Origin of the sequence: Micromonospora fiedleri, from assembly GCF_016774385.1 — a bacterium.
In the GTDB taxonomy this organism is placed as follows: Bacteria; Actinomycetota; Actinomycetes; order Mycobacteriales; family Micromonosporaceae; genus Micromonospora; species Micromonospora gifhornensis.
In genome coordinates, this window is the sequence record NZ_JAETXL010000004.1 from 580,055 (window position 1) to 592,746 (window position 12,692).

The window sequence follows — 12,692 nt, forward strand, 5'->3', positions numbered from 1 at the left end:
CCAGGGCGGCGGGTGTGTGGGCGGGACAGCGCGGCCCTTGCAGGTAGGGCCGTAGCCGGTCAGTGCGGTGGCAGTAGCGGCCAGCGGTGCCGATCCAGTGACCGCACCGGCCGCCGGTCACGGCCCGGCCCGCCTGGGCCGAGGCCGGGCCGCGATGGCCGCGCGGGTCACGGCCTGCCGCATGTCGTCGAGCAGGCCGACCAACTGACGCCGCGCGGCCAGCTCGGCGGGAGCGAGCGCGACCCGGACCCGTACCTCGGCGTGGTCGCGGCCGGCGGCGGTACGTACGCGGACCAGCACGGCCCGGGCGCGCCCGGCGTCGACCACGATTTCGTCGGAGCGGTGTTCGCCGAGTCCGCATCGGTGGTCCCGGCCGCACCAGTCGGTGTGTCCGTCGCGGGTGCTGCGGCGGTTCATCGGTTGCCTCGGCGGTGTTCGTCGTAGATGCGGTTGAACAGGTGCACGGGGAGGCGGATGCGGCGGCCGGTCGCGTCGCATCGGGGGCAGGGCGAGCCACGCCGGCCGGTAATGGTGCGAAGCCGGCCGGTCCCCCGGCAGCGTCGGCAGGGTCCGAACGGGTCGGCCGCGCACCGGATGAGGTAACCGAGCGTGACAACGGTGACGATGAGGCAGAGGGCGCTAGCGATCATGGCGAGGGAGTCCACAAGTGCCTCCACGGGCGGTTTTCGGGTGTAGAGCAGGTAGGGCGCTAGATCGCTAGCGTCCTGATGGGGGTTGGTGTGTGGGGCTAGCGGTGCCGCTAGGTCTAGCGGATCTAGGCGCTAGACCTAGCGGCCCGGATCGGGCTATCCGGCCTTCCGTCGCTGGTCACGTTCGGTGACGGCGGTGGTGATGTCGTCGCGGTGGATGCCCTTGCGGTTGGCTCCCTTGCCGGTGGTCGGGTCGGTGCCCCATACCTGCCTGCCGACCGGCACCCGGTAGGGCTTGAGCGCCGCCGCGAGTTGCGCCGGCTCCCACCCGCCGTACACGTCGGGCCGCAGTTCGGCCAGCCGGGCGACGACAGTCTCGGACCACACTTTCGGCTCGGCGGCCGGCACCACGGTCAGGATGTCGTCGAGCAGGGTGTCCGCCGGGCCGCCGACCGGTTCGGGGGCCTGCCCGACCGCGTACCCGGTCAGCGTGCCGGCGGCCTCGCGCAGCGCGTAGGCGCGCGCGATGACCTTCTCGACATGCTCGGTCTTGGCGAACTTCGTCCGCACCGTGACGGCCTCTTCCACCGCGCCGGAGTCGTCCGCGCCGAGCAGGATGCCCACGCCCTTGTGGGCGCGCTGGAACCGCGATGAGTCGTAGCCGGCCGGGTAGGAGCCGGCACCCAACACCGCCTCCGATGACTGCCACGTCATGGTCTTGAGCGCGAAGCGGGTACCGATGTTGTCGCGCAGGTCGGTCGGCACGGCCTTGCCGTCCGGCTTCTGCGTGGCGAGCAGGATGATGATGCCGACCGACGGGCCGACCTTGCACAGCTCGGTCAGCAGCTCCACGATCTCCTTGCCGTACTCCGGGTGGCCGCTGTAGCGCTGGAACTCATCGATCGCCACCAGCACCGGCCACAACTTGAGTGACCGCTTGTCGGCAATCTGCCGGGTCACCTTCGATTCGGGGCACAGGTCCGGGGGCAGGGTGGCGATGGTGTCGTAACGGCGGTTCATGTCGACCACCAGCGCCCGCAGGTCTTCGACCAGGCCGAGCACTACGTCATCGCGGACACCGAACCCGGCGCGGTGGGCGATGCGCTCGAACGCCCGCCAGTCCTGCCCACCCTTGCCGTCGTAGATGTGCAGCTCCACGGACGCATCCAGCGCGGCGGCGAGCACCGGCAGGCGGGCGGCGAACGTCTTGCCCATGCGCGGGATCGCCCCGACCAGCAGAGAGGTGAACATCAGCAGCAGCGGCACGGCCCGGCCGCGCTGATCCTCGCCGAAGGGGAACGGCGCGAAGATGTCCACGGTGCCCTTGTCGATCAGCGGCCACAGCCCGGACGACTTCGCGTAGGGGTCTTCATCGGCCACCCACAACGCGACCCGGCGGGCCGACCCGGCGCTGCCGCGTACCCGTTCCGGCCACACCTGCACCTCATCCAGGTCCAGGCCGGCGGCTAGGCCGGTACGCCGCTTGACGGCCTTGTCAGCGGTCACGCCGAACGGCAGGTCAACCACCGCTCGCCAGCCGGGACCGTCGCGCATGATCGGCATCGGGAACGTGATCAGGTCGTCCGGTTTGCACAGCCCGGCGGCGAGGAACGCGCGGGTCACCACGTCGGCCGACAGCCGCCGCGCCCTGGGCGTCACCGCCGCCACGTCGAGTAGCGGCTTGTCCTTCGGCGACCCGGCCAGCCCGAACACCGCCACAGCGGCGGCGAGCATCAGCCACCGCTGCCACGATCCGGCCAACACGGCGAGAACCGCGACGGTGGGCAGACCGAGCAGCAGCACGGTTGCCACCACGAGGCCGCGCCACCGCACCCGGGCGTCACGCTGCCGCGACAGCTTCAAGTACAGCTCGGCGTTCTCCTGCCGGACGGCGGCGAGCCGGACCGGGATGCCCTCGGCGTCGGACGCCCACCGCACGGTCGACCCGAGTAGCCGGGCCACACCGAACGGGGCACGCCACGCCAACCGGCCGGCGTACTTCGGCGTACGCGTCAGGTGATAGACGCTGACGTGGGCGACGTGCGACAGCGCCCACCGCCCGGCGGTGAGCAGCTCGGCGCGTGAGCGCAACCAGGCCGGCACGATCGGCCGACGCATCGCCGAGCGGCCCGCCAACACCGCCGCGAACCCGGACGGCTCGGAAACCGCGGGCGGGTCTACCGCCGGGCGGGTGTCGTCGTCCAAGTCGTCGGCCTCATCGTCCAGGTCGACCGAGAACGCCCGCGCATCCGGCTTGCGCCGCCGGGCGGCTAGGTCAACTACCTCGGCACCCTCGCCGTTGGTGGCGTTGTCGGTCAGGTCGCGTTCGGCCGCGTGCCAGTCGAAACGGTCGTCATCGGGGGCAGTCATGATGGGGGTCCCTCCAACGGGTCTGTCGGATCGGTAGGGGGCCGGCGGCACGGCTCGTGGTTTGCGAGGCCGGTGGGCCGTGCCGCCGGGTTGGGTTAGCGCTTGTTGCGTCGGCCGATCGCGATTGCGCCGTTGCCGATCGCGGACTGGCCGGTCACCTGCACCGCGCCGGTCTGCACACTGCTGGTGCTGGTCGTGGTGGGGTCGAAGTTGTAGTGGCCGGCGGTGCAGATGGCCAGGGTTCCGGTGTCGTCGATGGAGACGCTGCGGAAGCCCTTGCCGCACTGGTCGCAGGACGAGATCGCCACAGGTGGTGTCCTTCCAGGGTCGGTGGTGGTGGGAGCGGTCAGACCGCGCAGAACAGGGCGGCGATGAACAGCCACCCGACGTGCCAGGACTGATCGAGGGCGTACATGCCGCCCGCCTTGTCCAGCCAGGCCGGGGACTTGCCGAGCTGGTCGGCGATCCACCGCAGCGGGGTGCGTCGATCGGCGATGTAGTGCGTCACGGCGGAGATCCCGAGGCCGACCGTCACCCCGGAGGGGTCGAGGCGTAGGCCGGTGCCGGCGATCAGGAACACCAGCGCCAGCACCGCCGTGGCCGTGTACGTGGCGACGTGCGCGGCGCAGGCGAGGCGGCCTGCCCATCCGGGCTGGCCCTTGCAGTCGGCCTGCCGTTGGGTCTGGATCCAGTGGTCGGCTACCTGGTGGGCGGCGTAGAGGGTGGCGAACACGGCGGCGAAGGCGGCGGCGTGCGCGCCGGTGGGGTCTGCGAGCATGGGTGTCTCTCCCAAGGTCCGTGAGGGTTGCGGGGTGAGGCCGGCAGCGCAGCGCTTGGCCTAGGAACCGTGCTGCGCTGCCGGGCGTAGCTAGTCGTGCGAGCGAACGAGGTGCGCCAGCGCGGCGCCCATGCCGAGCACCGCCACCGGCAGGCAGGCGACAGCGGTGGTGATCCACCACGGGGCGACTTGCACTCCGGCGGCGACCAGCAGGTGATAGGCGACCTGGCCGAGCGCGCCGACCAGCAGCGAGGCGATCGCCGACCACTTCGCGAACCGGCGTGCCCGGTCCGGCACCCGGCCGGACAGCCACACGTAGAGGGCGTAAGCGCCGTAGGTTTCGACGCCGATCGGGAGCGTGATCGCGGTGTTGATGGCGAACCCGTCAGCGATACCGGGCAGCGGGTGCACCACCCCGAACCCGGTGAGTCCGCCGAGTCCGACCCACCCGGACCAGATAGCCACGAACGCCGGCAACGCCAGCAGGATCACCGGCCACACCACCGCCGGACGGCCCGGCTTGCCGGTGGCCGGTGGGGTGGGCGTGTCCGGGTGACCGACCGGCGTGGCCTCGGCAACCGGCTCGGCGGGTGCGATCATCGGCGGCTCGGCGGGCGGTGACGTGTGCTCGGGCACGGCCGGTGCCGGTACCGGGTCCGGGCCGATCGGCTGGGCGTAGTCCCACCGAGGCACCATCGGGCTACCGGTGCCGGTGTCGGGTGCCAGCAGCGCACCCCGGACGGCCATCGCCGAGCGCAGCGTGTCGGTGCGGGTCCGCTCGGTGTGCTCGGACTTGAGCCGGGCCAACAGCTCATCGGCCTTCGGCGCACCGATGCGGAACTCCCGCATCAACCGGTTACGCGACGGGAACTCCTGCCCGTCCGGCAACTCCAGGGCGCGGGCGGCAGGCAACAGCTTCTCGACGGGCTGCGGGTAGCGGGTGCCGTTCAGCGTGGGAGCGGTCATCAGGCCACCGCCAGCGCGGCGAGCCGGTCAACGGTGGTCGGGTCGAGGTCGCCGCCGGTGGTGTACTCCTTGGCGTGGGCGTAGACCTTCCACCCGTGCACGGTCGGGTAGGCGGTCATCACCTGCCAGTGGCGGCCGTCGTCGTCGGTGTCGGTGTGCTCGCTGCTCAGCAGGTCCGGGCTGTTGAGTCCGGCGAGGTGCAGCCAGGACCGCAGTTCGGCGATGCGGTCGAAGGACACGGCCAGGGATACGCCGTCGGTGTGGGTGCGGATCTCGGTGGGGTCGGCCAACAGCAGGATTTCGGCCATCACGGCACGTCGGGTCTTGCGGGTGGTGTTCACGTGGATGCTCCTTCGGGGTAGGCACAGTCGACGCACTCGCCGAGCGAACGCGGAATGCAGTAGGGCCGGACAACCAGGCAGGTCGGGCAGGTACGGCGGGCGATCAGGGCGGCGGCGATGGCGCGCAGCTGGGCGGGGGTGGCGGTGCGCTTCGGTCGGGCCAGGTCGACCCGGTACAGGTAGGCGGTACGGGTGCCACCCACGCCGCGCCACAGGATCTGCGCGGCGACCGGTTGGCCACCGGGACGTAGGCCGGCGGCGCGCAGTTGACGGCGGGTGGCGTAACCGGCAGGTGCACCACGCCACCAGTAGGTAGGGATGCCGTACTTCGACCCGTCCGGGTCGAAGTAGGCGGCACGGATACGGGACATCAGGCCGCGCGCTGCGGGCCGGTGGTGCGGGTGGCCACCTCGGCGGCGGCGCGGGTCACGCGGGCCTCGGCCCGGCGCAGCCGACGCCAGTCCAGCGGCGAAGGGCCGCCGTGGTCCTCGGCGTAGATCAGCGTGATCTGCGCGTCCAACACGTCCAGTTCGGCGGCAATCAGCGGCCACTCGGCGTCGATCGCGGCCAGGTCGGCGGCGGTCGGCTCGGCGGTGACGGCAACGAGGTGCTTCCGCACAGGAACCTCCGGGTTGAGTTGATGGAAAGCGCGGCGGTGCCGACCAGGAACAGCCGGCACCGCCGCAGCAAGCACGGGATTGGATGCACGGCGACCATGGGCCGTGCGTGGCACCTTTTCGGTGGGAGGTGCGGCCCGATGCGGTTGTCAACGAACTGCCACACGGCGGCCCGTTCGCGAACGCCGCAGCCAAAGCCGCAACGCCGACGCAGCAACCAACCGGCTTGTCGTTCCTGGCTAGCCAGGTGCAACACCATGAACGTAGGCCGGCTTGGCTAGTCAGGTCAAGGGGGTCCGGCGAACTTCCTCAACTTGGCTAGTCAGCGATAGTGTGAAGTTGTGACCGACAGCCTTGATTTCCTCGGCCAGCTAGACCCCGACGACCCGAAACAGGCGTCACAGCAGATCGCGAACAAGCTGCGAGCCGCCATCCTCACGCGCCGACTCACCCCCGGCGACAAGCTGCCGTCTCAGCCAGAGCTAGCCACCCGCTACGGCGTAGCCCGAGAGACCGTCAAGCGAGCCCTAGACCTGCTCCGGGCAGAGCGACTGATCGTGTCCAGGCAGGGAAGCGGCGCGTTCGTCCGAGCACAAACACAGCGAGCCGTCGAGCTACGCCCCCACATCGAAGCCGCGTTCGAGCGACCTCACGTCACGATCGACTTCGCCGGCTTCTCCGGTGAGACGCTGCGCGATGCGCTTGCCGAAGCACTCGACAAGGTGCGCGTCGGTCGACTCGCACCAGAGACGATCGCCGTGCGAGTCCTGATCTCCGACATGACCGCGCCGATGGCGCTGCCATCACGGGCCGAGACACAGGCCGACGATCCGGCGGTACGCGAACGCGCCGAGCGAATCACGCGCCGTGCCGCAGACGGCATCATCGACCAGGTCACCGAGCTAGGCGACCTCGGCCTAGTCCGTTCGACCACCGTCGAGGTACGGATGCACCGAGCGTCCCCGCTGTTCAAGCTCTACATCCTTAACGGCGAGGAAGTCTTCTACGGCTTCTACCCCGTCACGGAGCGCACCGTATCGATCAAGGGCGAGCCGATGGCAATCTATGACCTCATGGGCAAAGACGTGCCGCTGTTCCACTACGCCGTAACCGACGACGACACCTCACACGGCACACAGTTCGTGGAAGCATCCCGCCAATGGTTCGACTCCGTGTGGTCGACCATCGCCTACCGGTACGACGCATGAACGCCGACCTCGGCCGACTGCTCGGCGAGGTCGACGCACTACTACTCGACTTCGACGGCCCGGTGTGCAGCATCTTCGCTGGATACCCCGCGCCGCAGGTTGCCGCCGAGCTGGTCGACGTACTCCGGCAACACGGGGTCGACGTGCCGCCGGAACTCGCCAGCGAGCCAGACCCGCTTGAAGTGCTCCGCCGCACCGGCGCGGCCGGCGACCAGGACGTCACGCGGGCCGTGGAAGACGCACTTTGCGCGGCCGAACGCCGGGCCGTCGAGACTGCCGAACCCACGCCGTACGGACGGGAAGTCATCGTGGCGGCACGGCAAGCCGGAATGCCGGTGGCGGTGGTCAGCAACAACTCGGCCGGGGCGGTAAGCGCCTACCTGGCAGCGCAACGGCTCGCCGGGCACGTGTCGCCGGTAATTGGCCGTGCGTACGCCGACCCGGACCGGATGAAGCCCAACCCAGCGCCGATCGTGCAAGCTGCACGTGCTGTCGGCGTGCCGTCGATCAGGTGCGTTCTGGTCGGCGACTCACTGTCTGACATCGAAGGGGCACGTGCGGCCGGGGTGCGGATGATCGCGTACGCGAATCGGCCGAGCAAGGTCGAGCCGTTTCGGTCTGCCGGGGCAGACGCAGTGATTACGAGCATGGGCGAGATCGCTAGTGTCCTTGTCGAACGCTCCAGCTGTTGAGGTTGGACCGCATGCCGCATTTCGTGTCGTCGTAACCGAGATAGTTGATATTGGCTGTACGGTCGCCTCGATCGACGGCCAAGCTCTGGCTAACGTGCTAGGCGTCACTCATTGGCTGACCCTTCCTTAGCGCGATGCGTGCGGCAACTAGTTGTGAATGCACTGCCTCTGCCGAGACGTTCCATTTTTCGCTACCGACCCGGTGTGGAATTGTGAAGGCTGCCCCGCTAACCCTGTCTCCATTCAGGATTCCTCCTCGAACCAGGAAGGGCTTGAACTGCTCTGGTTGAGGCGGTATGAGCGCAGCAAGAAAATGCTTTCCCTTGTGCCCGATGACACGAATATCCAACCCTTCGATGGCTGGCACTACCCGGTTTTTCGCGACCTCGGAATATTGGTCTACGATCAACGACCCAACGGCACAACCGTTGGCGGCAGAGATAATGTCTTGCCCTCCGGCTCCCTTGCTTGTCGATAAGCCGATTACGATCAACCCTCCATCGTCGCAGTTGGCAAGAGCGGCCAAGTCAACCGCCAGTTCGTGTTTTTGGCGATCATTTTCAAGTCCGTATCCCTTCCTCTTGACTTCTAGCCACCTTGACTCTGGCTGACCTAAAAGCGCGTCCGGCATTCCGGAAACTACAAGCGCAAATGCGCCACCAGGCGAGCTGGGTGCAATAGAGTCATTGGAAATCAAGCTTTCGAAAATGGCGCTGAGGGCGACCATTTGGCCAACCGTGCACGACAAGGGAAAGCGTGCCTTCAACTGCACATAGGGGCCGTCGCCGCCGTCCTTGTGCCAGTTAACCTTTAGAAGCTCGCCTCCGTTGGCTGCGAGTAGTGGGCCAATTGCGGTGACGGTCCACGTTTCTTGGTCGGACGCAGGAAAGCTGTACTCACAATCTAGGATCAGTCCCCACTGCTCCCAGAATGAGAAGGTGTCGAGCCGATATGAAAAGGGTCGCCACGAATTCTGGTGATCGTAGTGCGAAGTGACTGTTAAGCTAATTTCCCCCTGGGGTGAATACGGAACCGTTTTATCTATCTCTCGAAACGCGTCGGCTAGGTCGCTTAGAGCAATTTGGCGGGCGTCTTCGAAATCGCAGTAGAATTCGTGATTTGCTTGATGGTATGGCGCAATCATGGCATTTGGTGTTAGTAGGGCGTTCTTGTTCTTGTCCCAAACCACAGTTCCGGTCATCGTGTCAGGATGACTGGTCGCTCCGCTATACGCAACGCGAATGATTCGGCGCGCGCTGATCATTGCCTATGTGCGTGGCCCGAGGAGGCTGCGTGGCCGAGCAGGGTCCACGACGGCCTTCCTGGTTGATCCGCGTCGCGTCCGTGTCTTTACGTCCGGGCTGACCAGCGTTCCCGCTGGTCAGCGGGTTGATCGGTGTGGTCTTGAAAACCGGTAAGGCAGCGATGTCTTCGTGGGTTCGAATCCCACACCCTCCGCTCCCCTCCTTCTAAAGCGCAGCTCAGCCCCGTGTGATGAGGTCAGGGCTGAGTGCTGCTGGGGGACTCCGCCGGTCGTATGGGTGAGGGCGTTCGGCTGACACCGTGCGGGTTTCGCGAATGCGGTCGAGCCACAGGGTATGAAAGGGGCGGCAGAACGCCACCCGCATCGGAAGGACCTGACTCGATGACCCTGGAACGTCCCATCGCCCCGGACCCGTACGAGCTGCTGCCGACGGTCGCCTCGTTCACGCTGACCAGTCAGGACGTCCAGAACGGTGAGCCGATGGACGCGGCGCACGCGCACGGCAGCACCGGCGGCGGCAACGTCTCACCGCAGCTGTCCTGGTCGGGTTTTCCGGCCGAGACCAAGGGTTTCGCGGTGACCTGCTTCGACCCGGACGCGCCGACCGGCAGCGGCTTCTGGCACTGGGTGCTGGTGAATCTGCCGGCCGATGTGACCGAGTTGCCGCGGGGCGCCGCCGACGACGACCTGCGCGGCGGATTCACCGTCCGCAACGACTACGGCGAGCAGGGCTTCGGCGGCGCGGCCCCGCCGCCCGGCGACCGCCCCCACCGGTACGTCTTCGCAGTCCACGCCCTCGACGTGGAGCGCCTCGACCTCACCCCCGACGCCACCCCCGCCTACGTCGGCTTCAACCTGACCTTCCACACCCTCGCCCGCGCCACCATCCGCCCCACCTACCAGATCGCACCCTGACCCCTCGCCCTGAACCCAGTTGATCAAGAGGTTTGCGTCAGAATCCGGCCGGATCCAGACGCAAACCTCTTGATCAACGCGGCGGGACGGGCGGCGGGCGGGGGCGGGCGGCGGCGCGGAGGGAGGGGGGTGCAGGGTTAGGCGGGGGTGCGGGCTACGGCGAAGACGGATTGGCCGAAGGGGGGGCGGAGGACCTGTTCGGCGGCCTTGGTGGCGGGGAGGACCAGGGTGTCGTAGACCTTCACCATGGGGCCCTCCTTCGGCATCAGGCGGAAGACCTTGGTGGCCATGAAGTAGCCGATCAGGCCGAGCGCGTTCGCGTAGTGGATCTTCTCCACCTGTAGGCCGGCCTCGGTCATCGCCGCTGACAGGGTCTTCTTGGTGTAGCGGCGGACGTGGCCGGTGGCGATGTCGGCGGGGCTCATCGCGAACTGGAAGGCCGGCACGATGATGACCACGGCGCCGCCCGGACGGACCAACTCGCCCATGCTGCGCAGCGCGCCCACGTGGTCCTCGATGTGCTCCAGCACGTTGTACGACACCGCCGCGCTGTAGTCGCCCTGCTCCGAGTGCGGCAGCAGCATCTGGCGGACCTCGATGTTGGGCCGGTCGGAGAGGCGTTCCTTGAGCGCGACCAGGCGGTCCGGGTCGGCCTCGGTGGCGGTGAACCGGGGGAAGTGCTCAGCCCACTCCAGCGCGTAGTCGCCGAGACCGCTGCCGATCTCGATCGGGTTGTCGCCGAGGTAGGGCACGGCCAGCTCGACGAACCAGCGTCGGTGGTTGACCGCGGTGGCGAGGCCCTCCAGGACCTCGGACTGTATGCGCTGATCCCCAGTGATTTCTGTCATGCGTCGATTCCTCACGATACGACTCGACCGCGCCAGGACCGACTGAGTGAACCATCCGCCCGGCGTGACGGAATTGTCGGGGTCTGGCACAACCGAATTGGTCGGGGGCTAGGTGCACGATCGGTGGTGGTCAGCGAACTTGGCAGATGTTACGCGAGTGACCCGAACCCTGCACGACGGCCTGATTGGCCGACTACGCTGCGAATTGTTATGACTACTCCTGAATCGGGTCGCCACGTCGAGGAGTCCGGGACGGGAGAGTCGCCGGGCGAGCAACGGGGCATCAGGCGTTTCGGCAGGTCAGGGCGGTGGAAGGATGTCGCCGCCGTGGCGAGTTTCGTGCTGCTGGCGTTCTGGGTGACGGCCCGGATGTGGTGGAATCCCACACACGGCATTCGGGACAACAAGACGGATATGGCGCAATTCGAATGGATGATGGCGCACGGCGCGCGGGTCGTGACCGAATTTGCCCACCCCTTCTCGTCGGACCGGATGAATGTCCCCGAATCAGTCAATCTGGTAGCAAATACCTCGGTGTTGTCTGTTTCGGTGCCAATGACGCCTGTCACCCTGCTGTTCGGTACCCGTACCGCGTTCCTGGTCTTCCTCACGCTGGGGATGATCGCCACGGCGACCGCCTGGTACTTCGTGCTGTCCCGGGTGCTCGTCGGCGCGCGCGGCCCGGCCTGGCTGGGCGCCACCTTCTGCGCGTACGCGCCGGCGATGATCTCGCACGCCAACGCGCACCCGAACATCGTGTCGCAGTACGTCGTACCCCTGATCATCTGGCGTACGGTGCGGCTGGCCGACGCGGGACGCTGGCTGCGCAACGGCCTCCTGCTCGCGCTGGTGATCGTCTGGCAGGCCTTCCTGAACCTGGAGATTCTGCTGATGACCGCGATCGGTCTCGGCGTGGTGATCGTGGCACTGGCCCTCGCCCGACCCGCACTACGCGGCCGGGCCCGTACCTTCCTGGCCGGGCTCGGCATCGCCGCGGCGGCGTCCGCGGTCCTGCTGGCGTACCCGCTGTACGTCCAGTTCTTCGGTCCGGGCGCCTACAACGGGCTGTCCTGGGTGATCCGGGGCTACTCCACCGACCTGGCCTCGTTCGTGGCGTACGCCCGGGAGTCCCTGGCCGGGGACGCGCGGAGCGCGACTGGCCTGGCCAAGAACCCCACCGAGGAGAACTCCTTCTTCGGCTGGCCGCTGGTGATCCTGATTGCAGCGTTGGTCTGGTGGCTGCGGCGCAACGTGGTGGTGCTCGCACTGGCCGCGTTGGGCGTGCTCTTCGCGGTGCTCTCCCTCGGCCGGGAGATCCGCTTCGACCGGGAGGGGACCGGCATACCGGCCCCGTGGGCGCTGCTGGAGGACCTGCCGGTGCTGCACTCGGTGGTGCCGACCCGCTGGGCGCTGGCGATCACACCGATCATCGGGCTGCTGCTCGCCTACGGTGCCGAGCGTGCCCGGGAGGTGGCGGCCCGCTACCCGGCCCGGCGTTCGCAGATCCGCTTCGGCACGGTGACCGTACTGGCGATGGCGCTGGTGCCGGTGCTGCCCACCCCGCTGCCGACCAAGCGCCTCGATCCGACCCCCGAGTTCGTCACCTCCGGTGCCTGGCGTCCCTACCTGGCCGGCGGACGCAGCCTGGTCACCCTGCCGCTGCCGGACACCGAGTACGCCGACCCGCTGCGCTGGTCCGCCCAGACCCGGCTGGAGATGCCGATCGCCCGCGGCTACTTCCTCGGCCCGGACACCCGCCCCGGCAAGGACCGCATCGCGTTGTTCGGCGCGCCACCCCGCCCGACCAGCAGCTTCGTCGCCACCGTCCGGCGCAGCGGTGAGGTGCCGCCGGTCACTGCGGAGAATCGGCGCGAGGCGGTCGAGGATCTGCGCTACTGGCGGGCCGGCGCGGTGGTCCTCGCCCCGCAGGAGCGCGCGGACGCGCTGCGCCAGGCGATGACCGCGTTGACCGGGATCGAGCCGGTGCACACCGGCGGTGTGTGGGTCTGGGATGTCCGGCCGCTGACCGGCTGAGAGCGTGAG

General features: G+C 68.2%; 14 protein-coding genes. 4 read left to right on the forward strand and 10 right to left on the reverse strand.

Annotated elements, in window-relative coordinates; all coding sequences use genetic code 11:
- Window positions 1-117: 117 nt before the first annotated feature.
- The 8 genes from JMF97_RS13660 to JMF97_RS13695 all read right to left on the reverse strand — a co-directional run bounded on the left by JMF97_RS13660 (window position 118) and on the right by JMF97_RS13695 (window position 5,724).
- On the reverse strand, window positions 118-417 hold the full coding sequence (locus JMF97_RS13660; RefSeq protein ID WP_203221882.1) for a hypothetical protein: 300 nt from the start codon (window positions 415-417) through the stop codon (window positions 118-120).
- A 389-nt stretch (window positions 418-806) separates the two neighbouring features.
- The gene (locus tag JMF97_RS13665; protein WP_203221883.1) at window positions 807-3,020 is read right to left on the reverse strand and encodes a P-loop NTPase family protein; all 2,214 of its coding nucleotides are present in this window, start codon (window positions 3,018-3,020) and stop codon (window positions 807-809) included.
- 95 nt (window positions 3,021-3,115) lie between these two features.
- The gene (locus tag JMF97_RS13670; protein WP_203221884.1) at window positions 3,116-3,328 is read right to left on the reverse strand and encodes a hypothetical protein; all 213 of its coding nucleotides are present in this window, start codon (window positions 3,326-3,328) and stop codon (window positions 3,116-3,118) included.
- 38 nt (window positions 3,329-3,366) lie between these two features.
- Window positions 3,367-3,798 carry a DUF3307 domain-containing protein gene (locus JMF97_RS13675; protein WP_203221885.1) on the reverse strand — a complete coding sequence of 144 codons (432 nt, stop codon included), beginning with the start codon at window positions 3,796-3,798 and terminating at the stop codon, window positions 3,367-3,369.
- Window positions 3,799-3,888: 90 nt separating this feature from the next.
- On the reverse strand, window positions 3,889-4,764 hold the full coding sequence (locus JMF97_RS13680; protein ID WP_203221886.1) for an ABC transporter permease: 876 nt from the start codon (window positions 4,762-4,764) through the stop codon (window positions 3,889-3,891).
- Entirely contained in the window at window positions 4,764-5,072 is a 309-nt protein-coding gene (locus JMF97_RS13685) for a hypothetical protein (RefSeq protein WP_203222002.1), read from the reverse strand. Before JMF97_RS13685 ends, JMF97_RS13680 begins: the two co-directional genes overlap by 1 nt.
- Window positions 5,073-5,101: 29 nt before the next feature.
- Window positions 5,102-5,476: an RRQRL motif-containing zinc-binding protein gene (locus JMF97_RS13690; RefSeq protein ID WP_203221887.1), complete on the reverse strand. Its 375-nt coding sequence runs from the start codon at window positions 5,474-5,476 to the stop codon at window positions 5,102-5,104.
- A complete protein-coding gene (locus tag JMF97_RS13695; protein ID WP_203221888.1) occupies window positions 5,476-5,724 on the reverse strand; it encodes a DUF6284 family protein in 249 nt (82 codons plus the stop codon). Before JMF97_RS13695 ends, JMF97_RS13690 begins: the two co-directional genes overlap by 1 nt.
- Before the next feature lie 339 nt (window positions 5,725-6,063).
- On the opposite strand from JMF97_RS13695, the gene JMF97_RS13700 reads away from it, so the two are divergent.
- Entirely contained in the window at window positions 6,064-6,930 is an 867-nt protein-coding gene (locus JMF97_RS13700; RefSeq protein ID WP_203221889.1) for a GntR family transcriptional regulator, read from the forward strand.
- Entirely contained in the window at window positions 6,927-7,622 is a 696-nt protein-coding gene (locus JMF97_RS13705; RefSeq protein ID WP_203221890.1) for an HAD family hydrolase, read from the forward strand. Before JMF97_RS13700 ends, JMF97_RS13705 begins: the two co-directional genes overlap by 4 nt.
- Window positions 7,623-7,719: 97 nt before the next feature.
- Here the strand turns inward: JMF97_RS13705 and JMF97_RS13710 are convergent, their stop codons facing one another.
- Window positions 7,720-8,823, reverse strand: a complete 1,104-nt coding sequence (locus JMF97_RS13710) for an AlbA family DNA-binding domain-containing protein (RefSeq protein ID WP_203221891.1) — start codon at window positions 8,821-8,823, stop codon at window positions 7,720-7,722.
- Window positions 8,824-9,267: 444 nt separating this feature from the next.
- On the opposite strand from JMF97_RS13710, the gene JMF97_RS13715 reads away from it, so the two are divergent.
- Entirely contained in the window at window positions 9,268-9,801 is a 534-nt protein-coding gene (locus tag JMF97_RS13715) for a YbhB/YbcL family Raf kinase inhibitor-like protein (protein WP_203221892.1), read from the forward strand.
- 137 nt (window positions 9,802-9,938) lie between these two features.
- Here the strand turns inward: JMF97_RS13715 and JMF97_RS13720 are convergent, their stop codons facing one another.
- Complete coding sequence (locus tag JMF97_RS13720) at window positions 9,939-10,649, reverse strand: class I SAM-dependent methyltransferase (protein WP_203221893.1); 711 nt, start codon at window positions 10,647-10,649, stop codon at window positions 9,939-9,941.
- Between the two features lie 210 nt (window positions 10,650-10,859).
- Between JMF97_RS13720 and JMF97_RS13725 the strand changes: the two genes are divergently transcribed.
- Window positions 10,860-12,683 (forward strand): hypothetical protein, encoded by a 1,824-nt coding sequence (locus JMF97_RS13725; protein ID WP_438803753.1) that lies wholly within the window; start codon window positions 10,860-10,862, stop codon window positions 12,681-12,683.
- The last annotated feature ends 9 nt before the right edge of the window (window positions 12,684-12,692 follow it).